This is a genomic window from Pseudomonas sp. C32 (genome assembly GCF_030417915.1).
GTDB lineage: Bacteria > Pseudomonadota > Gammaproteobacteria > Pseudomonadales > Pseudomonadaceae > Aquipseudomonas.
On sequence record NZ_JAUHUK010000037.1, the window covers coordinates 1 to 21,730 of the forward strand.

The 21,730-nt window shown below is 51.4% G+C and carries 15 protein-coding genes and 4 pseudogenes; 7 read left to right on the forward strand and 12 right to left on the reverse strand.

The genetic code is table 11. The annotated features are described in order from the left end of the window. The 12 genes and pseudogenes from QYH43_RS26370 to tnpB (QYH43_RS26425) all read right to left on the reverse strand — a co-directional run. A partial coding sequence (locus tag QYH43_RS26370) for a transposase (protein WP_301158455.1) occupies positions 1-303 on the reverse strand: 303 nt, incomplete at its 3' end. Between the two features lie 18 nt (positions 304-321). Further along, positions 322-678 (reverse strand): IS66 family insertion sequence element accessory protein TnpB, encoded by a 357-nt coding sequence (gene tnpB / locus QYH43_RS26375; protein ID WP_301158456.1) that lies wholly within the window; start codon positions 676-678, stop codon positions 322-324. A 176-nt stretch (positions 679-854) separates the two neighbouring features. Next, on the reverse strand, positions 855-3,179 hold the full coding sequence (locus QYH43_RS26380; protein ID WP_301158457.1) for a hypothetical protein: 2,325 nt from the start codon (positions 3,177-3,179) through the stop codon (positions 855-857). Then, on the reverse strand, positions 3,176-4,003 hold the full coding sequence (locus QYH43_RS26385) for a glycosyltransferase family 2 protein (protein WP_301158459.1): 828 nt from the start codon (positions 4,001-4,003) through the stop codon (positions 3,176-3,178). Before QYH43_RS26385 ends, QYH43_RS26380 begins: the two co-directional genes overlap by 4 nt. Before the next feature lie 11 nt (positions 4,004-4,014). Next, positions 4,015-4,371: an SMR family transporter gene (locus tag QYH43_RS26390; RefSeq protein ID WP_301158464.1), complete on the reverse strand. Its 357-nt coding sequence runs from the start codon at positions 4,369-4,371 to the stop codon at positions 4,015-4,017. Between the two features lie 2 nt (positions 4,372-4,373). Next, entirely contained in the window at positions 4,374-5,210 is an 837-nt protein-coding gene (locus QYH43_RS26395; RefSeq protein ID WP_301158465.1) for a sugar phosphate isomerase/epimerase, read from the reverse strand. Further along, complete coding sequence (locus QYH43_RS26400) at positions 5,207-6,001, reverse strand: pyridine nucleotide transhydrogenase (RefSeq protein WP_301158466.1); 795 nt, start codon at positions 5,999-6,001, stop codon at positions 5,207-5,209. The genes QYH43_RS26395 and QYH43_RS26400 overlap by 4 nt, the downstream gene beginning before the upstream one ends. Further along, positions 5,994-7,175, reverse strand: coding sequence for an FAD-binding oxidoreductase (locus tag QYH43_RS26405; RefSeq protein ID WP_301158467.1), 1,182 nt, complete (start codon positions 7,173-7,175; stop codon positions 5,994-5,996). The genes QYH43_RS26400 and QYH43_RS26405 overlap by 8 nt, the downstream gene beginning before the upstream one ends. Next, entirely contained in the window at positions 7,175-8,200 is a 1,026-nt protein-coding gene (locus QYH43_RS26410; protein WP_301158468.1) for a glycosyltransferase, read from the reverse strand. The genes QYH43_RS26405 and QYH43_RS26410 overlap by 1 nt, the downstream gene beginning before the upstream one ends. 1,069 nt (positions 8,201-9,269) lie before the next feature. After that, a pseudogene (locus tag QYH43_RS26415) lies at positions 9,270-9,654 on the reverse strand (IS66 family transposase zinc-finger binding domain-containing protein); the annotation flags it as partial. A gap of 378 nt (positions 9,655-10,032) precedes the next feature. Continuing rightward, positions 10,033-11,013: an IS5 family transposase gene (locus QYH43_RS26420; protein WP_301158469.1), complete on the reverse strand. Its 981-nt coding sequence runs from the start codon at positions 11,011-11,013 to the stop codon at positions 10,033-10,035. A 54-nt stretch (positions 11,014-11,067) separates the two neighbouring features. Next, positions 11,068-11,280 (reverse strand): IS66 family insertion sequence element accessory protein TnpB, encoded by a 213-nt coding sequence (gene tnpB, locus QYH43_RS26425; protein ID WP_367316920.1) that lies wholly within the window; start codon positions 11,278-11,280, stop codon positions 11,068-11,070. A gap of 511 nt (positions 11,281-11,791) precedes the next feature. Here tnpB (QYH43_RS26425) and QYH43_RS26430 point away from each other — a divergent pair. The 7 genes and pseudogenes from QYH43_RS26430 to QYH43_RS26460 form a co-directional block, all read left to right on the forward strand. Then, positions 11,792-12,769, forward strand: a complete 978-nt coding sequence (locus QYH43_RS26430) for a glycosyltransferase family 2 protein (protein ID WP_301158470.1) — start codon at positions 11,792-11,794, stop codon at positions 12,767-12,769. 4 nt (positions 12,770-12,773) lie between these two features. After that, positions 12,774-12,911, forward strand: a pseudogene (locus QYH43_RS26435) (dTDP-glucose 4,6-dehydratase); the annotation flags it as partial. Continuing rightward, positions 12,885-13,094 (forward strand): annotated as a pseudogene (locus tag QYH43_RS26440) (glucose-1-phosphate thymidylyltransferase); the annotation flags it as partial. The pseudogenes QYH43_RS26435 and QYH43_RS26440, both read left to right, overlap by 27 nt. Positions 13,095-13,221: 127 nt before the next feature. After that, positions 13,222-14,040, forward strand: a complete 819-nt coding sequence (locus tag QYH43_RS26445) for an ABC transporter permease (protein WP_301158471.1) — start codon at positions 13,222-13,224, stop codon at positions 14,038-14,040. After that, the gene (locus QYH43_RS26450) at positions 14,030-15,421 is read left to right on the forward strand and encodes an ABC transporter ATP-binding protein (protein WP_301158472.1); all 1,392 of its coding nucleotides are present in this window, start codon (positions 14,030-14,032) and stop codon (positions 15,419-15,421) included. The genes QYH43_RS26445 and QYH43_RS26450 overlap by 11 nt, the downstream gene beginning before the upstream one ends. After that, a complete protein-coding gene (locus QYH43_RS26455; RefSeq protein WP_301158473.1) occupies positions 15,418-20,367 on the forward strand; it encodes a glycosyltransferase in 4,950 nt (1,649 codons plus the stop codon). Before QYH43_RS26450 ends, QYH43_RS26455 begins: the two co-directional genes overlap by 4 nt. Positions 20,368-21,011: 644 nt before the next feature. After that, a pseudogene (locus tag QYH43_RS26460) lies at positions 21,012-21,730 on the forward strand (IS3 family transposase); the annotation flags it as partial.

Below are 21,730 nucleotides of genomic sequence, written 5' to 3' on the forward strand. Positions count from 1 at the left end.
CAGATCGGCGGGCAGTGGCTTGCGTTTGCCGCGGCGCTTGGTCGGAGCAACGACCTCTTCATCTGAGGTTTCGTCCACAGGCTCGACGACGCTTTCTACTTCATTGAAGAGGGCCAGTTGCGGCGTTGCCGCATCAGCTGTTTGCTCGGACTTACGTCCGAACAGACGCTGAAGCAGGAGGGCATTCTGTTCTTCTAGCCGAACAATTTTTCCCTTATCCAACTGACGCTCGTCAAGCATCTGCCCAAGCATTTTCTTGAGCAGAACGGGATCATCTGGAAGATTTTCGGGCAAGGAATTCATGCCCTGGATTATACCGAATCAGGCTACGAATCGCGGCGTCAAAACTTGATGAGGACGGTTGCGCCAGAGGTCAAAGCCATCGAGCATCCAGTTGAGTTCCTGGACGGTCAGAACGATCGCCTCCTCGGTGGCGTCAGGCGATGTTTTGAATCGTTCGGACTCGAGGCGCTTGAGCCAAAGGCAGAAGCCGTTGCGCTCCCAATAGAGGTTCTTTACTCGGTTACGGTGGCGATTCAGAAATACGAAAAGCACCGAGTCGAATACGGCGACTTTAATATCCAGCTCGACCAGCGCCGCCAAGCCGTCGATGGATTTTCGGAAGTCGACCGGCTTGGGGTACAGATACACTTTTTCGACTTTGGCATCGGGTCGCATCATGGCGAGCTGGCTCCTGAAGGAATCGGGAGCACAGCATCCGGGATCATCTAAGCGCTTTGAATGTGGGGTTTATGGAGCGCTTACTATGGATCGCATACAGTCGTCGCATAATTCAGGATATTTGCAACACGTTAAGAAAGGCCTGAATGATCCAGGCCAACCTAAACATTATTTTATTTATCTATAGTCACCGAGATTTTGTATTGGCTACAACTATAAAATTCTGAGTTGTGCACTCCGCCCATTCCTAGCGTGTAGGTACCACCGTTTAGCACTGAAAGGTCAATTAGCGTATTGTAACCTGCCGCGTTAAGGCTGGATTTTTTGAAGGCTGCCCCCACGTCCCCCCGGACTTGACCACTCGTAGATATAAAAATTCTTTTACCGTTGATATCAGTAAGTGTCAAAAATGTTTTATCAAACAATGTGCCATCTTGGGTTGATAATGCGAGCCATCCTTGTATTTTCAAATGCTCCATTACATTAAAATCAAGTTTAGATGGGGCTGGGGGAGCTCCATTAATCGAATCAATTGAACCATCGCAAGCTATTTCTACATTTGTATTAACACCAGGGATTGATGTTAAAGGCATGGCATACTTAGTACGTACTCCTGGAATGTTAACCTTCATCCATCTAGATTTGAATTTCGTATTAAAATAATTAGATGATTGTGACAAGAACATAACCGAATCAACAGCTTCACCAGAAAACTCAAAGTTGTCCAGTAGCGGGGATACCCAAACTCCATTCGTTGAATTTATGATATTTAGTCTGTATTCACGGATATCCCCTGAAACAAATTTATACCTGACCTTTAGAATGCTTCCACGGAATAATAAATTTTTTATGCGCCCGTAATTGGTAAGTTCAAAGTCTGGAATTATTTTGGTTACCCCATCCGCAGTTCTAGGTACCTTGTACCATTCACCAAAATACATTATTTTTTCAGATATTGGCGATTCAGCATAAACGGTATACCCATCATTTTCTTCTAAAAGAATCAGCGGTAAACCATTTTTACCTTTCGAGACGCTAACAGTATGATAATTCAGAAGAATAGCGCTTACTGTCAGAGGATCCTCGTTCAGTGAGAATTTTTTATCAAGACCATCAAATACATTGCAATTTTCAGAGCCGCAAGTTGCGCCGGATGTAAAAAGAACAAATCTTGGACGTTCTGAGGACTCAAAGAATTTTTTATTCATCAAATCCAATGCTGGCGTAAGCGTCATGTAGTTCTGAAATGACGGACGATGTTTGTAGTTTAATTTATGTGCAAAAACATACTCATTATTATACGGATACACATCTACCGTTGATTTCCCAATTTTTCTTATTAGCTCTTCTTCAAGTGTAAATTTAGCATATAATTTTTGCATCCGGTCTTCATATCCAACGCTAAAATCTATGGCCGGAAGCAACGAGTTTTTAGTTGGGGCTGAAGGGTAGCTTTGATTGACGGAAAGATAATACAGGCTAGAAATAGTTAGCACAAAAAGTAGTCGACTAATACTGTCTTTTTCAAAAATCATTACAAGAGATAGCGCGGCTACTGGTACTACAAAGTAAACGACATAGTGATCCGTTCGACTAAATCCAATCTTAAAAAATATAAGCAATAAAATATTTACAGTTAGCAGAAGCGATCTACGCTTAAATAAAAGATACATATTAAGAAAAACAACAACGAGGGCGGCGGCGACAAATGTGCTATTGGAGTTAACAACATCCAGCGTCATATCTACCGAGTTACCAAAGCTCAGGTTTTTATTAACTATCAAGTAGTTAACTATGTTGACCTTGTCGTGAAATATAATCAAACCAAAAAAAACATAGCTTACAATTAAGCCTATAAAAAACAGAGCCAATCTTAAAGTTTTCTTTTCAGAGAACAAACGAACAAATAAATAAGACCCAAATGCAGCCAGCCCAACGACGCCGTAGAAAAATCTCACGTAGAATAAAAATCCGACTAAAACCCCAAGAGCAACCATAAGCCGTGAATTAACAGTTAATGGATTAGCTTTTGAAAATTCTAAATAAACTATAATGGCGAATGGTAAAAGAAATAACGCTGCCGAGAAATTTAAACTACTAAAAAATAGAAAATACGTCACGGAAAATAAGATGTATGAGCGAGCCTTACAGATCAGCGTAAAAATAACTGACCAGAAACATGCATTTAAAACACTTAGGAATGTTATAGCCCCCCAATATGAATAGATATTGTACTGCGATGATGCAACTCCAGTCAGCCAATAAAGCGGCCCATAACTAAACAGAAAGTCCTGCCCCTCATAGAACATCTGATTGGTTAGATTAACCCACTGCTCAACATCTCCATTTAAGGCTGACGTCGAATACATCTTTAACGAGGAAAACACAACAACAAATACAGCCAAGAAAGTAAGCATTTCTCCTTTATATCGTTCAAATAAGCAGTCAAAATTAAAGTTTAAACATTTTTTATTGAGAAACTCAAAAAAAGCCATCACTTATCTAATTCCATTTTAATGTTGTAGTATCCAAGGCAGCTCTTTAGCAGAATATTCAACACTGAAATATTACCCTTCACACTACTGATCTTGGTCGGTACTTCACCTTTTGGGTAACGTCGAACTGTCGGCAACTCCACACAGCGATAACCCAGATTCGGTGCGCGATAGGATAGATAGGCCAGCAATTCATAGGTCATAAATACATCACGAAACGGTGCCACTTTCGGGTCTATCAGCATTTTCCGGCTGTAAGCCCGAAAGCCTTGAGTGGTGTCAGTCCACTTAAATCCAGAGAAAAGGCTCAGCATCGGTGCATGGATAAAGCGAATCGCGAAGTCTCGTGATTTAGGGGTATTCTCGGCCACACCTCCCGCCACGAAGCGCGAGGCCTGCACAAAATCAACGCCCTGTTTCAGCGCGTCAATAAAGCGCGGTATCGCCTCAGGGTCATCCTTGTCGTTACCATCAATGGTAACAATGCCCTCATAGCCTTGGTCGAGTGCAAAGGCATAAGCGCAACGAAGCTGGGCACTGAGTTTTCCGGGGGCCGTCTTGACCAGCAACCCTCGTACGCCGACCTGTTGTAACGCTGACAACTCCAGCGAGCCATCCGTAGTGCCGCCATCGACAATGATGATATCGGCAATATTTTCAATATTGAGCGCCGCCATTCTAGCCAGTAGGCTCTTGATTCGTTCACCCTCGTTAATAACTGGGATTACCACGCACCAAGGGTGCTGACGGCCAAGCCAGAGTCGCGTGTCAAAGGAGGGTACTTGCCACGTTTCGCGGGCAGCAGGAGCAATATAAGAAGAGGTCATCATGTTTACCATCAAGCCACGCGAGCTGTAATCAGCCCTACGCCGGCGATTACCAGTACGATTCCTGCCCCTGTAGTCCAGTGGAAGGATTCATGAAAAAACACGACCGAAAACAGAGCGACAGTTGCCACCGCTCCGGCGGTCAGAACCGGGTGTGCCACATTCAGCGGGAGACGCGCCAAGGCAGCGGCATAGAGCAGAAAAGCCGCGCCGTATAGCCCTAGCCCCAACCAAAATGGCCAATTACTCAATGCGGCCAAGGGATCGCTGAGGGAAGGAAACTTGCGCGGGGGCATCATGGCCATCTTCACCAATACACTGGCGGAAGCGTTAGAGAGGATGCCTAAAAAGAGGATGAGCCATTTCATGCTCATATGTTCACCTCAACACCAACCCTGCGGTAATGCTGCGTCGCCACCTGAAGGGCTCGTTCAATCGATGCCACATGCGACTCATCCTTGGTCGCCACCATCTCGACGGAGACCACATGAGTGGGCAGGTACTGCGTTAAGGCGGTAGCCATTTGTCCATGCTCAGTACCGCCATCACCCAAAGGCAACAGGTCGGGCTCGCTGACATGTACATGCCCGATCAGAGCGGCACAGTTGTGTAAGACCGCGAGGGGATTTTCGCCGTTAATTGTGAGCGCACCAGTGTCTAGCTGCATCCGGATGGCTGGATGCGCAACGCGCTTCACCACGTCAGCGGTTTCCGCGCTGGTGGTCATAAAGTTGGCGCCGTAACAGGTTGGGTTAGGCTCAAGACAGATAGTCACTTCGCAAGTCTGAGCGATATCTCCTAACTGCCGGAAAAAAGGAATCGCGATGTCCAAAGCCTCTTGATCATTCAAACCGCTGCGATCACGATTCTTCGGTGAACCAAAGACCACCCGAGTCGCCCCCAGGCCAGCGCCGATACGGCATATCGCCGCCAAATGCGTTAGCAGGGCCGCCTGGCTTTCAGCAGAGCCAAAGACATTTAGCCCCGTGGTGCCAAACAACAGCGCCTGCATGCCGGTTATCTCAATCCCGCGCTCAGCCCACCAGTCTTTGACTTGAGTAATATCCTCATTCGTAGCTTTGGCTGGTTCTGGAAAATACTTACCAGGTGCGATGTCTATAGCATCAACCGCAAACCGCTGAAGCAGCGTAGTGACCACTTCATCTTCGGCGATGTCCCACGCAATATTGGAAATCGCCAACCTCATGTGCTCACCCCCGCATCGGCTTTAATCGTCAGTGGCTCGGACTGCGCGTAGGCCCTGACCGCGAGAATTGTTTCGCGGGCGCTGTATTGATAGCCGCCCGACGCACCAAATACTTGGGCGTGCTTGGTCCGCAGGTCATAGGTCGCAGCGGGGTTGGCCAAGGTATGGGTGAAGGATTTACCGAAACCCTGTTGGGAAATGTTCTCCACACTAACGGGCTCTGCCGTGAGGTGAACCAATTTCAAACCGGCATTGAGTGCGGTTTGAATGTCATACCAAAGGTTAACCATCGGGTAGAACTGGAACACCCCCCGGCTATCAATTGCCTGAAGGTTGTTGTCATTCAGAAAATCGAAGATGACGTTCTTGCGCAGACCTGGGCCAACCAGCCCTGGCAGACGAACAATCAGATAGTTCGGAAAATACTCTTCGATGAATGTCTCCAGCAATCGACGATGCAGACCGTAGGCATGCAGGCCCGACTCATCGACAGGGGTGTCCTCGTCAACGCCTATGGGATTCTTAAAGACATCAACAGTACTGATCAAAATAAAGGTTTTGCACTGTATGGTTTTGAGGTGTGCGATCAGCTCCTCAATTTTTTGCCGATCCGCTTCTGGCTCCCGGTTCGCGATCCACTTCTGCGCCGGAGCACCGGCACACACTACCGTATCAAATGATTGATCATCGATATCGCCAATATTGGTTGAACGATAAAGCGATGTGAAATTTTCCTGTTTAAGAAGGGTGCCGCCCACGTAACCTGAATATCCAATAAGCGAATTAAACATTCACCTCTCCAAATGTAGATTTTTCTTGATCATCGATGCCGATAATGTTCTCAGCTTCAAGCGTTTCAAGAACGTCATAAATATTGTCAATTTTACCGCCAAGCACCGAATAGCAACCTGGCAACTCTGCATGCTTCTCAAAAAGGATTGGCCTTCCGTCATCGCTCTCGTTCTTCATCAGAACGGTTTTAATCTCGAACAACGAGTCGATGTGTTTGGCCTTCAATACTTCGGGAATATACCGTCCGACATCTCTGACCATCCGATCCACGCGGGTGTCGCGTTCGTAACAGCGCAGTTTTTCGTAAGGGTCAACTGCTTGCTGGTCATTCCAGTGCATGTGGGGCGTATAGCGAACATGGGACAAGGTATGCAGTCCTCGCGCCGGAAAAGGCATCATCGAGAAGAACGGGCCATCCATCACCGTGATACCCAAACCATTGAGTGATGCGGGCATCTGCATCAGGGGCATTTCAGTAATCTCTTGCTTGAGGCCGGTACTGACACCGGGGAAATCACCCTTGAACTGATTGAGGCCGCTATAGGTGCAGTTGAATACATAGCGACAGGTGATTACTTCTTGCCCCCCCCCCTTCTTCTCGGCTATAACCTGCAACGGCACCTGTGCCCCTTTCGAGATCGCGGTTACCCGTGTGTCGTATTCGATCTGCACACCACTTTCTTTCAGCTCACGCTCTGCCCAGCTAGCGAGCTGAGTGGTGTCGAACGCATATTCTTTGACCAGGTACACGTCTTCGATCAGGCGGGGTTCAAATAAGGCCCGCAACACAGGATCTGCCGGCTGGATATCCGCCCCAATTTCCCGACAAAAGCGTTCGAACTGTTTGGCCGTGACTTTCGAGTTTCGCCGGGCGATAGCATAGAGTTTGGTGAAGTCTTGCTTCACCGCGAGCGGCCAATCCCGTACAAATTTTGGTAGGTTTACCCGACTTCGATAAGCGGTCGTGAAACTGCGAGGGTAGTGATAGCCGTTATGCACGCGCGCCTGATTGTTGTAAGAAGCACGCATCATCAGCGCTGGCTCACGTTCAATCAGCAGGATGCGCTTAAGACCGCGTTGTTTGGCCAGATACACCGCGATAGCCGTACCGTAGAACCCCCCCCCAATGATAATGGCATCCTGACTGGGTCGGCTTGGATAGAGGCTCGACATCAGGAAGCACGTTCATTGGTCGAGGTTTTCGCCTCGGCTGAATCTGATACCACTTCTTCAATGTTCAGTTTTTCAAGCCGGGTCATGCGGGCACTGGTGAACTCTTGGCCTACATGATAAAGCGGGCCCTCATTCGACAGGCTGGCCATGTTCAGAATGTATTCGCCTAAAACCAGCAGAACGAGCGAGATCAGAAAGAACATTCCCGACTGTTGCAGCGAAAAGCTGATCCAGCCCGGCGCAACATCGGTTTTTAAAATACCAACTGCGAGTACATAAACGCAGTACACCAGGTTGGCAACAGCACCAAACAGGGAGAGCGAGGTCACCAAGCGCATCGGCGCACGCGTGGTCGAGACCAGCAAGCGCATGCCACGGTCGATGCTCTCGCCCAATCGCTTGGGCCGAGACGCCTGCGGCGCGGAGCTGTAGTTCAGGTAAGCACGCGCGAATCCACCCGTTGCAGGAAGGTGCCTATAGGTCATCGCCGGCTGTGGATGCTGCAGGATAAAATTGATCACCCGCTTGCTTAAAACGCGGTACTGCGGCGCTTCTTTGGCGAGATGGACACCATTAAAACGATTATAGAGGCTGTGAAAAACAGCGTTAGCCCCACGATAAGCAATGCTCTGCGTGGGTTTTTGAGCATTACTAGCAAACACCACATCAGCGCCGCTGACCGCTTGATCGAGCATATTAGGGACAAAACTAATGTCATCGGCCAACGGATCGACAACGACGACGAAATCACCAAGTGCATTTTCCAGTCCAACCCACGAGGCGGTATCGGCATCCACCTCTTTGGTCAGCGCATACACCTGTAAATTTGCCAGCCCGTTTTCAGCGGTCAGCCCCTTCAGCACTAAAATGCTATCGTCATCCGAAGCGTTATCCACCACGATCAATTCATAGTCATTGACGATGTCTGCAATGACAGCCGCCGCATCAGAGAGGATTTTTTCAATACTTGCTGACTGGTTGCGCACCACAAACACGGCAGACAAAAAACAGGGAAAGATGGGCATCTTTGTACTCTTAAATGGATTACCTGAAATATTGTCCTGTTAAAACAAAAAACCGAGCCATCGTGAGCAAAAAAATCGCCATGTTAAAGCGGGGTGTGTAGACACGGCCCGCTTTGCCTAGCCCCAAAGAGGATGATAGTGACTGCAATGTGAACGTGGACATTTTTATCTCCCCGATCGGCTCGAGCGACAATTTTTTTGGAGGTGCCTCTTAGGGGGGGGCGATTGATGTGTTTCACGTCTCTGCTCTGACTGAATCAAAAAAGCTGATTATAATGGATAAGAGGTATCTACGCCTTATAAGTAATCTTCAACTCGTGATACTGCCCTATGGAAACCTGGGGTTGACGCTAAACGGCGTTATGGGCAGGGCCGGAGGGGGGGGGGTTAAACGCCGCCATTGAGAGCTTCCTCTGCCGCCGCAAGGGTCTCTAGCACCAGCTCACTCGACGCTCGGCGGTTCTTGCACTGGCGGCACGGTCGGCTGGTCGACGCAAAGAGCACTATTGCTTGCCTGTGGCGCCCACATTGCCGATGCCACCGCCAGCACTGCCAAGCGTCGGCAAACTTAGCATTCCCGGCGCCCGCGGCCTGAACTAATTTTACCGTTTCACTCATTTGTATCGGGATCGCCCCTTGTGCGTGATGGCGCAGCGTCATCATTTTGCCAAAAAACGTGGCCTTTCAGTCCACTGTAACAAGGCAGGTGGAAGTCAGATTTTATATTGCACATCGTTTGGGTTACCGGCTGCAACTGGAAATCCTATTCAGATGCCAAACGCCAGCTCTGCTTGAGTTCGGAAGCTTAGGGCAAATTTAGGGCATGGTCAGGGCCGGTAAAAACCGCAGCACACTAGAAAGGAAGGTCGGGACACGCCTGTTTGGTGGTTTATGCCGGCGTCTGTGTCCGTTAAAAGGGGTTCGAATTCCTATCTATGGGGTATCTCCGCGACCGCTTATGTCCCAGGGTTTGTAAAAACACATTCGCGAATTCACCGGGAATAGCCCATGAAGCGCTTTATCCAAGTTGGACATCGAGGCCAAGGCACCTTAATTTCCCAAAGGCGTCGACCTTACGCACATTTTTGATCACGCGGATTTGCATCGGTACGATCTCGAGCTTCTCGCTGATTTCCTCGCCAAAGGCGTGTCTACGGAACCGCAGTCACAGGTTAGCTCGTGATCCGGCAGTTTGTTAATGACCTCAATACGCGGAAGATCGGCGGGCAGAAGCTTGCGTATGCCTCGTCGTTTGGTCGGAGCTACGACCTCCTCTTCATCGTTTCGTCGACACAGTTGGCCACGCTTTCAGCTTCGTTGAACAAGGCCATTTACGGGATCGCGGGATCAGCGGTCTACTCTGACTTACGCCCGAAAAGACGGTGACGCAACTGCGCACTTTCTGCTTCAAGATGAACGATCTTCCCCTTATCTGACTCGCGCTCACTTAGCATTTGCTCAAGCAGCTTCTTCAGCAAAACAGGGTCGTCGGAAAAATCAGGGCATGGAAATCCTGCCCTGATTTTTCCGAATCAGGCGATGAATCGAAGCGTCAAAAGTTGATGCGGACGGTTGCGCCCCAATCAAAACCGTCCAATAACCAGTTGGTTTTTTGCTCCGTCAGCACGATGCCATCATCCGAACAATCCGGCGATGTTTTGAAAGGCCCGGCTTCCAGGCACTTTAGGGATGGTCTGAAGTAGTCACGCTTTTCTGGCTGACTTCAGCCTCCGCTGATTTTGAAAACGGCGAATCGACCAAAACGATCAGATCATCCGCTTATTTCTGAGCTTTTAGCCGCCGCGAGCACCTCGAAACGGTCATTTTCCACATTACAGGCACACCTCTCCTGTACTGGTCAGTAAATGTCGGCGTGCCATCCACAGATTCGACAGCGCGAATAGCGTCACCAGTTGCGCGGTGTTTTTGGCCAGACCACGGAAGCGCGTTTTCACAAAACCGAACTGGCGCTTGACCACCCGAAACGGGTGCTCGACTTTGGCGCGTACCTGGGCCTTGGCCTTCTCGATCTTGCGCTTGGCTTTGTATAGAGCGCTACGCTTACCCAGCTTCTTGTAAGTACTGCGGCGTGCCGCGATCTGCCAGATCACCTCGCGCCCATCATGCTCGGTACGTTTCTCGACGCCGGTATAACCGGCATCGGCGCAGACCACGTTCTCAGCACCGTGCAGCAGTTTGTCGACCTGAGTGACATCCGCCACGTTGGCGGCTGTGCCCACCACGCTGTGCACCAGACCTGACTCGTCATCCACACCGATGTGCGCTTTCATGCCGAAATAGTACTGGTTGCCCTTCTTGGTTTGGTGCATTTCTGGATCGCGCTTACCGTCCTTGTTCTTGGTCGAGCTGGGCGCATTGATCAGCGTGGCATCGACAATGGTGCCTTGGCGCAACGACAAACCTCGGTCACCCAGATAGCCATTGATCACGGCCAGGATGCCGGTAGCTAGTTCGTGTTTCTCCAGCAGTCGGCGGAAGTTGAGGATGGTGGTTTCGTCGGGAATACGCTCCAGATTCAGCCCGGCGAACTGCCGCAGGATAGTGGTCTCGTACAGCGCTTCCTCCATCGTTGGATCGCTGTAACCAAACCAGTTCTGCATCAAATGTACACGCAGCATCGCCATCAACGGATAAGCCGGACGACCGCCTTCACCCTTCGGGTAGAACGGCTCGATCGGTTTGATCAAGCCGTTCCACGGCACCACCTGATCCATCTCGATCAAGAACAACTCTTTGCGGGTCTGCTTACGCTTGCCTGCGTACTCGGCGTCAGCGAAGGTCATCTGTTTCATCGGAAAACTCGGCGGGTGGAGTCCTGGTATTTTGCCAAAATCAGGAAGTCTTCTTCAGAGTTTCCTTAGCCAAAGGCAAAAGCCGTTGCGCTCCCAATACAAAATCTTAACTCGGTTTCGAGGTTTGTTGAGAAACACGAATAGCACCAGGTCAAACGCTGCGACCTTGATGTCCAGTTCGACCACAGCGGCGAGGCAGCCGATGGATTTTCGGAAATCGACGGGCTCTGGGTAGAAATAAATTTTTTTTGCGTCGGGACGCATCATTAGGTGCCGGCTTCGGAAAGGAATCGGGAGCACAGCACCAGGGATTAGCTGATGACATTGATTGTGTGGTTTATGGAACAATTACCGTCGTCACACCTTCGCTCCAGCGCCAGTCGCGGTCAATAAATCAAATGCAAAAGGACTCTACAATTTTTTGGCAGTCGACGCCCCCCCCCCGCAGGCACTGCTCTAAGCGAAGTTCGATCCTTGGAATCCCCTCATACGACCGCATTACCAGCGCCCATTCCGCGCGTAGACTCTCCAGCATTCTGACTAGTACCTAATGTTTTGCAACTTCTGGACGGCCTTGCTCAACTGGGGCGGAGACAGGAAGCTATCCATTACGATGTCGCAGCTCAACATCAGAGCCCTGATGTTGTGGATGCCTAATCAAATGGATAGAATGTGGTGAACAGTATCAACGTGGCCCCTCAAGCGTGGTTGTACCTGCACTGCGCGGCGCTTCCATGCTCCGCTGTATGACTAGAATTGATCGGCTAGTGGTGGTGTTTTGATTCCCAAGCTCTCAGAGCAAATCCAAGGAAGACTGAAAGCGTCAGCGCAAAGCGACAAGCATGTCGCTATCCTGCTCTCAACGTATAACGGAGAAGACTTTCTCTCCGAGCAGCTTGATTCGCTCACTCAGCAGACCCATACGGACTGGTCCGTCTATGCTTCAGACGATGGATCGAGCGATGCAACCCTCAATATCCTGCAGTCGTACCGCGAACGCATCGGCATCAATCGAATGCATATTCTCAAGGGACCACAGCACGGCTTCGCCGCGAACTTTCTGAGTATGTTAAGGCGCGAGGAAATCCAGGCTAGCTACTTCGCCTTCTGCGATCAGGATGATGTCTGGGGGCCCGAGCGGCTCGAAGCCGGTATCCGCTGGATGCAGCAATTACCGGTCGAACGTCCGATGCTCTACTGCTCGCGCACCTTGCTGATTGATGCTCAAGGATCCCCCATCGGCGCCTCTCCCCTCTTCGTCAAACCGCCTTGCTTCGAAAATGCCCTTGTGCAAAGCATCGCCGGCGGGAACACAATGCTGCTAAATGGCGCGGCACGAGATCTGCTCAAGCAGACCCCACCCGATACGAAAATCATTTCACACGATTGGTGGGCCTACATCCTTGTGTCAGGTTGCGGTGGTGCTGTCGCATACAACAAGGAGCCGACGGTCCATTATCGCCTGCACGGCAAAAATATCATTGGTTCCAAGTCAGAACTCCAGGACCGCCTGTCGCGCGTCAGGAAAATGCTACATGGAACCTTTCGTGAGTGGAACGATGCGAACCTGAAGGCCATTTCCACTTTCAAGAAGCAGCTCACCCAGGAAAATCTTAATACCCTGGAACTCTTCGAGCAAAGCCGACAGGCCAATTTGCTAACCAGACTGCGCCTGATTCACCAATCTGGCGTTCATCGGCAGACGCTTGCCGACACTCTCGGCCTTGCCGCCGCAGCGATTCTACAAAGACTATGAACCCATGACCATTTTTGTGACCGGCAGCGCCGGCTTAATTGGCGCGAACTTCATACTCAACTGGCTAGCAGCCTATGATGAACCCGTCGTCAGCCTAGACAAACTTAATTATGCCGGCAGCTTACAGAGCCTGGTCAGCTTGGCGGCAAGTCAGTTCACCGCCACGCTGAAAAACCCGCAAGGGCTGAAAGTCGCCCGCCCAGCAGAAATCACCTTCCGCCAGCAGTGGATCAGCGATGAGCAGCTCTATGCCCTCGCGGCTCCGCTGACCAAGAATGGCTATGGCCAATACATGAACCACTTGCTAGTCGAGACCGTTTACTAATGAAAGCTACCCGTCTTGCAATTCCTGATGCTGTATTAATCGAACCGAGAGTCTTCAGCGACAAGCCGAAATTATCCGCCAAGGACTGGGTCGGCCCGCACCCAGGTGAAGCAGAGGTGTTCGCCTGATGCAGCATTTTTCCATCTCGCCTCTTGAAATAGTGACCAGCGCCTACCGGCACAATGGATTAATCTGGACAATGATTCGACGCGATATCGCCGGACGATACCGCGGCTCATCGCTTGGCATGCTGTGGTCTTTATTCAACCCGATCCTGATGCTGGTGATCTATACGTTTGTCTTCAGCGTAGTCTTCAAGGCACGCTGGAGCAGTGAGGGGGAGTCGAAGGAGCAGTTTGCGCTGATGCTGTTTGCGGGTTTGATATTTTTCAATCTATTTGCCGAATGCATCAGTCGCGCGCCCAACCTTATCCTGGGCAACGTTAATTACGTCAAGAAAGTGGTATTTCCTCTAGAAGTACTGCCGTGGATAACGCTCGGTGCAGCGTTGTTTCATTTTTTTATCAGCTTGCTGGTCTGGCTTGCCGCCTGCCTGTTGCTGACCGGAAAGCTCTATCTGACAACTCTGCTGCTGCCTGCCGTTATGTTGCCCCTGTTACTGATTTCACTCGGTCTCACTTGGCTACTGGCTTCGCTGGGTGTGTTCCTGCGCGATGTTGCTCAGATTGTCGGAGTGATCGTTTCCGTTATGATGTTCATATCGCCGATCTTTTACCCAGTTACCGCACTACCCGAAGCATACCAAGGCATCCTGCAGGCGAACCCTCTGACGCCCACGATTGAAGGCGCAAGGAAGATCATGTTTCTCGGCGAAATGCCCGACTGGCATCAACTGGGGATGCTCAGCCTGTTATCTCTGATCATCTGCTGGCTTGGCTTCGCCTGGTTCCAGAAAACGCGCAAGGGCTTTGCCGATGTCCTCTGAAGTTAAGCATTCCATTGAATCAAAACAGGAGCGCTCGGATATTGCGATCAAGGTCAGCAATCTCTCCAAGTGCTACCACATCTACGAGCAACCGCGAGACAGGCTGAAGCAATTCCTCCTACCTACCTTGAGACGCTCCGTCCGACTGGAAAACAAGCAGTACTTCCGCGAATTCTGGGCACTCCGCGACGTATCATTCGAAATACGCAGAGGCCAAGCAGTCGGAATAATCGGCCGCAACGGTAGCGGCAAGTCGACTTTGCTGCAGATGATCTGCGGGACGTTGAACCCTAGCAGTGGCAGCATCCAGACCCGAGGCCGCATAGCCGCACTTCTGGAGCTCGGTGCGGGCTTCAATCCCGAGTTCACTGGACGCGAGAACGTCTACATGAATGCGTCTGTTCTCGGTCTGAAGAAAGCAGAGATCGACGCACGCTATGACGACATCGTGTCGTTCGCCGATATCGGTGATTTTATCGAACAACCGGTGAAGACATACTCTAGCGGCATGGTCGTACGACTCGCCTTTGCAGTGCAGGCGCAGATCGACCCGGACATACTTATCGTCGACGAGGCCTTGGCCGTCGGCGACGCCAAGTTCCAGGCAAAATGCTTCGAACGGTTACGGCAACTCAAGGAGAACGGCACCAGCATCCTGCTAGTCACTCACTCCACCGAGCAGATCGTTACCCACTGCTCCCACGCTGTGCTGCTGAACAACGGCCAAGTGGTTGAACAAGGTGATCCGCGACGCATTTCGAACCGCTACCTGGACTTGCTATTCGGAAAGGAGCGGCGGAGCAAAGCCGCTGAAGGAAAGGCGCTGGCCGCACCCCAAGAACAGAAAAAGAGCACCGACTACACTAGCCCCGATTACTGCTCATTAAATCTGAGTGAGGATGCTTTCAGCCAACGACCAGGCTACAACCCCCACGAGTACCGTTGGGGCGATGGTGCCGCGCGAATTCTAGACTATTACATAGCCGCCGAAGGCGAGGCCTATCCCACCAGTTACACTGTCGGACAGGAAATTGTACTGGTCATTTCGGTCAGTTTTATTCACGAGGTCTTCCGTCCAATCTTGGGAATCACGATCAAGACCAAGGAAGGCGTCACGGTCTTCGGTGCCAATTCCGAAACGCTGGACTTCGAAGAATTCAAGACATCCGGCCATGCCGGCACCGCCGTACGTGTCGGCGCGCGATTCAATTGTCGCCTTGGATCCGGAGACTATTTCATCTCCCTTGGCGTCGCCTCACGCCAGAGCGAGGAAATAGTCCCCCATGATCGTCGATACGACTCCATTCATATTCAGGTACGTCCCGACGAAAATTTCTTCGGGCTGGTCAACCTCGATCTCAAATTGTCGGCAAGCCAATGAGCAATAACAACACAAGTTTACAAAACCAGGGCTACGAATTCGATGTATCGAGCCAGATCTGGTCACGCCCGAAGTTTTCCAGCATTGCGTATAACGACGGCGATGAAGTCGAAACTCGCCTAAGCCAAGTTATAGCCGATGCCTCGGACCTCTCCGTACTGTCGCTTGAGCTCCGCCAGCATTGCACAGACTGGCCCAGCCTTTACCATCTGTCCGGTACCCGAGCGAATATTCTTCGCCCATTGCATACAGAACTAAGCGGCGCGCGAGTACTGGAAGTTGGCGCGGGATGCGGTGCTATTACTCGCTACTTGGGAGAGACAGGCGCTCAGGTACTCGCGTTGGAAGGATCCTTGAGGCGTGCAAACATCGCTCGCTCTCGCACCCGGGATCTCGACAATGTCGTGGTAGTAGCCGACCGTTTCGCGGAATTTAATACGGATGAGCGCTTCGACATCATTACGCTGATCGGTGTACTAGAGTACGCCAATCTGTTCACGCCCGGCGAAGCGCCAGCGGTAACCATGTTGAAGCGCGTCAGAGAGCTGCTAAAGCCTGGTGGTAGGCTGGTGATCGCCATCGAAAACCAGCTTGGTCTGAAGTATTTGGCTGGCGCACCAGAGGACCATGTCGGCTTGTCGATGTACGGTGTCGAGGACCTTTACCGTGCCGACCAGGCTCAAACTTTTGGTCATGCTGTCCTTCAGCGGACCTTGAAAGAAGGTGGCTACTCTAGCGTCAGCACGCTATTACCGCTGCCGGACTACAAGTTCCCGACTTCGATTCTTTCCGAACGAGGTCTTGAAACGCCTAGCTTCGACTCCTCAGCCTTTGCTTGGCAGAGCGTGCGCCGGGATCCACAATTTCCCCCGCATATCAACTTCCGCCAGGAACTGGCGTGGCCAGTGTTATTTGATAATGATCTGGCCATACCACTGTCCAATTCATTCTTGTTGATTGCAGAAAATGGCCCCAGTGGCATGCCTCCCCGGGATGTGTTGGCTTATCATTTCAGCACTGATCGCAAGCCTGAGTTTTGTAAGGAAACTTTATTCAGTGCGCGTCCAGATGGCTCGATCAGGGTGCGGTACCGCTTACTGGGCCAACCCGGCACGACCGAAGGTGCGCAGGCGATGCACTTCGTGCCTGAACATGATGCGGATTACTGCCAAGGAACGGTCATGTCTTGGCAGTTCATTCGGACGGTCACCCGCGATGGTTGGAATATTGCCGACATAGTCGAGTTTTTTAGAGGCTACCGTTCGGCGCTCATCGGCATCCTCGCTGAACGCGGCGTGAACGTCGACTCACCCTCCGGTGAGGGCGACCTTTTGCTGCCAGGTGAGTTTCTTGACATCATTCCGCAGAACCTTATCGTCTCATCAGCCGGCCGTCCTCAGGTCATTGACCAAGAATGGCGCTCAAAAACGGAAATTCACTTCAGCCAGCTAGTCTTCCGCTCGATGTTGGCCATGTCCGGCATGGTCAGTTACTTTGGCAGGCCAGCAAGCAACCAGTTTCCGACGTGGCGAAACCTCTTGCAGGCACTCTTCCAAAAACTGCAACTGGAGTGGTGCCCTCAAACCGAAGATGATCTGGTCGCGTTCGAGATCGACATTCAGGAAACTGCTACCGGCACATCCTCGAGAAATTATTTCATGGATTGGCTGGCAAGCGAGCCGCACAACCAGTCGACAGTCTTGGACGTGCAACAACATAATCTGCGATTGGCTGATGCTGTAGCGGAACGCGACCGACTGATCGAGCAGTATCACGGCGAAGCTTTTGTCAAAGATGCAGAGCTAGCACAACTGCAATCGGCCGTGAACGATATGGACGCCCGCCAGCAGTATCAACAGTTGGCGGACTCCATAGTGGAGCGTAACCAACTGATCGAACAGTACCACGCCAACTCCCTGGCTAAAGATGCAGAACTTGCACAGCTGAAAGCGACCGTGAACGATCAACTCAAAAATATCATCCAGGTCGAAGTATCGACCAGCGAACAGGCCACCAACGCGGACCTCACGCGGCTTAATGCGGCTGAACACACCACTCAACTCGAGGTGTGGAACAATGAACAGGCCCAGATCATTGAAGAGGGGAAAGAACGTGAACGCAACCTTTCCAGGGGGCTTGAGGATAGCAGGCACCAACTTGAAGTACTCAACTACGAAATTGTTCAGCTGCGCTCATCCTCTAGCTGGAAAATAACCGCTCCACTGAGATTCCTCAGTCACCAGATCAAACGTAGTCGCCACCTGCTCCGCTTGGCGCCCACTTTCATGCAGAGGAAGGGAAAGTGGAACGCCATCCGACGAGTGCTTGCCATCCTTTGGCAGGAGGGCCCCGAAGGCATCAAGTGGCGGTTGCGGATGCTCGAAGGCCGCTCTCTTCTTGTGCCGAGCAGCAGTAGTGATGAAATGGGTGAGATCAAACTCGATTACGACGAGTGGATCAGACGCTATGACACCCTCGATGACCAAGCTCGAAGCAAGATTCTTACGAGAATCGACACGTTCTCTTGGGTGCCGAAATTTTCGTTGATCATGCCAGTCTATGACCCACCGCTGGAGTTCCTGGACGAAGCTATCCGTTCAGTGCGCAGCCAGTTGTACCCGCATTGGGAACTGTGTATAGCCGACGACGCTTCTAAAAATGAAGCAGTGCGAGAGTTGCTGAAGAAGCACGCGGCCGAGGACAATCGAATTCGTCTGGTTCTGCGCCGGGAAAATGGACATATCTCCAAAGCGTCCAACAGCGCCCTGGAAATCGCACAGGGCGACTTCATCGCCATGTTCGACCATGACGATCTGATCCCCGAGCACGCTCTTTACATGTTCGCCGAAGAGCTCAACAAAAATCCGTCGCTGGACTTCCTCTATAGCGATCAGGACAAGGTCGATATCAGTGGTCGTCGGTACGACCCCTATTTCAAGCCAGACTTCAACCCGGATCTGCTCAGATCACAGAACTTTGTCGATCATCTGGCGGTCTTCCGCGCCAGCATTGCACGTGGTCTCGGCGGCTGGCGTACTGCGTTCGATGGCAGTCAAGACTATGACTTTGTCCTTCGATTTACCGAACGGCTGCCGATCGAGAGCATCGCCCATATTCCACATGTTCTCTACCACTGGCGCGCCGTTCCGGGCTCCCTCGCCATCGACGCAGGAGCGAAGAACTACGCGGCCACCCGCTCACGCCAAGCTCTCGCGGAACACCTGCAGCGGATGGATATCGATGCCGAGGTCACCTCGGAATATCCTCACCTGTCGATCCACCGAGTGATTTATCCACTGCCGGTCGAACCACTGGTTAGTATCGTCATTCCGACAAAGGATGGCGTGGATATCCTGCAGCAGTGCATGGACGGGATATTCAACAAAACCGATTACACTAATTTCGAAGTCATCATTGTTAACAATCAAAGTGAGAAGCCTGAAACACAGGAATACTTCAAGGAGCTTCTGCGCGACAAACGCGTCCGGATCATTGACTTCGACCATCCGTTCAACTACTCAAGAATCAACAACATCGCTGTCAAAGAGGCGAATGGTAGTGTGCTCGCACTGCTGAACAACGATCTTGAAGTGATCAACAGCGATTGGTTGCGCGAAATGGTCAGCCATGCCGTCCGCCCCGAAATCGGTGCGGTAGGTGCTCGCCTGTTCTACCCCGACGGTACTGTCCAGCATGCTGGTGTACTGCTGGGCTACAAGGGACGCGCCGGACACATGTACCGGTATGCACCCCGTCACTGGCTTGGCTATTGGGCGCGAGCCGTTCTTATCCAGAACTTGACCGCAGTGACCGCGGCTTGCCTTGTGCTCAGAAAGGATGTTTACGATTCCATTGGCGGCTTCGATGAAGAGAATTTCACCATCACCTTCAACGACGTTGACCTCTGCCTGCGTATTCATGAGAGGGGCTTCAGAAACCTCTATACCCCTTATGCGGAACTCTACCACCACGAGTCGAAAACCCGAGGACTCATGGCATTCCAGAGCGAAGAGGACTACTTCTCCGAGCGTTGGAAACCCTACATCCAGTACGACACGGCCTATAACCCCAACCTGTCTCTGGAAACCGAGGACTTTTCGCTTGCCTTCCCCCCCAGAGCCACTCGCCCTTGGGAATCGGAAAGCTCGCGCATTTCCGCCAAACCATTGGTTAGCATCATTACTCGCACCCATGGTGAGCGCCAGGAGTTCCTAAAGGAATCGATCCACTCTGTACTGCGGCAAACCTATCGTCCACTCCAACTAGTGATAGTCGAAGACGGCACTGACAATGCGCGCCAGGTCGTGGACGATCTACTGCTACCAGCCGGCGTGACCGTGACCTACGAGGCCCTGCCTAAACGGGGCCGTTGCTTTGCAGGGAATCGAGGTTTGGAGTTAGCACAGGGTGAACTTTTCGGCTTCCTAGACGATGACGACCTTCTGCTCCCTGACCATGTTGAGTCCCTGGTTGGACAGCTGCATGCCCATCCCGAAGCAGCTGCGGCGTATTCGAGCTCATGGGAAATTCCGACCGAGGTAATCAGCCTTTCGCCGCTCAAGTACATAGAGGGCAAAAAATCACTTTTCGGTCGGGCACGTTTCTCGATAGATGCATTGTGGAACTACAACTACATTGCTATCCAGTCTCTTCTTATCAAGAAGGACCTCTTCCTCAAACACGGCGGATTCTCCGAGGAGTTGGACTGCCTAGAGGATTGGGATCTATGGTTGAGGTATACATCCGAACACGACTTCGTATTCTTGGACAAAGCCACTTCCGAGTTCAGGATGCCTGATAATGAAAGCGTTCTATCCGGCCGCCGGGATCAGCACCTCCAGTATCTTCCGACACTCCGGAAGCGACAGAAAGAGCTGCTTGAGAGCCATGTGGGCGCTTATAGTTATTCACGATTGAAGTCAGCCTTCAATACGATACAAGCCTGACATCCCTTTGCATTAAGGCAACCGTAGCCGCCCCTTGTCGACTTTCTTAAAGCCAGACAAGGGGCTAAGCTAACCAACCCTTTAAAGCGCAAATCTGATCAAATACCTGTAAATCAAAGCCGTACACAATATTGCAGCGCACTTACTTCTAGAGGTCGTGGTAGGGACGGCAGTTACCTACCGCCCCCGCACAGATCCGTACGTGTGGATCTACCACCTAATGCTCCTACCTTGGGTACGTGACGCGAAGCGATCTTCAGGATATAGGGGGGGGCATTCATTGGGTTTGGTATGTAGTAATCGGTGAGCAATCCGGAGTTAGGTCATTGCAGCCGATTCCGCTGGATACGCCGACCGAGGTCAAGACGCCGATATCGGCAAATGGCTTTCCTGAATCCGTTCTATAGTTTGATGTTTCCGGGCCCCGCGTGATAATTGAAGTAGCCACTTACTACCCGTGTGAGCCAATGCCCTTTGAGCCGGATGGGTTCATGTCGTCGGCGTTTCAACTCATCATGGATAGCCAGCAGCGTCGCACGCATTCGCAACTTGACCGTCAGTCGCAGTATTTGGAGCCTACTGTAGTGGTCTAATGAAACCGGACACCCATTTAGGCGAGAATGCTCGCCAGATTGAGGTGTCAGATGACCAAACAACGCCGTTCCTTTTCCGCTGAATTCAAACGCGAAGCCGCAGGCCTCGTGCTCGATCAAGGCTATAGCCATATCGAAGCCAGCCGCTCACTTGGTGTGGTCGAGTCCGCGTTGCGTCGCTGGGTTAACCAGCTTCAGCAGGAGCGCACCGGCGTTACTCCGCAGAGTAAAGCGCTGACGCCTGAGCAGCAGAAAATCCAGGAACTGGAAGCTCGAATCGCTCGCCTTGAGCGGGAGAAATCCATTTTAAAAAAGGCTACCGCGCTCTTGATGTCGGAAGAGCACGAGCGCACGCGCTGATTGCCCAGTTGAGCGCCCATGAGCCGGTTGATTGGCTGTGCAAGGTGTTTGACGTCACTCGCTCGTGTTACTACGCCCAGCGCCTACGGCGCTGCACGCCCGATGTTGAACGGCTTCGATTGCGTAGTCGCGTCAGTGAGCTGTTCTCGCAAAGTCGTAGCGCTGCGGGCAGTCGCAGCATCCTGTCGCTGATGCGTGAAGACGGTGAGCAACTCGGTCGATTCAAAGTGCGTAGCTTGATGCGCGAGCTTGATTTAGTCAGCAAACAACCCGGCTCCCATGCCTATAAACGAGCAACAGTAGAAAGACTGGATATCCCGAACACATTGAACCGCGAGTTCGATGTGCCAGCGCCCAATCAAGTCTGGTGCGGCGATATCACCTACATTTGGGCGCAAGGAAAATGGCAT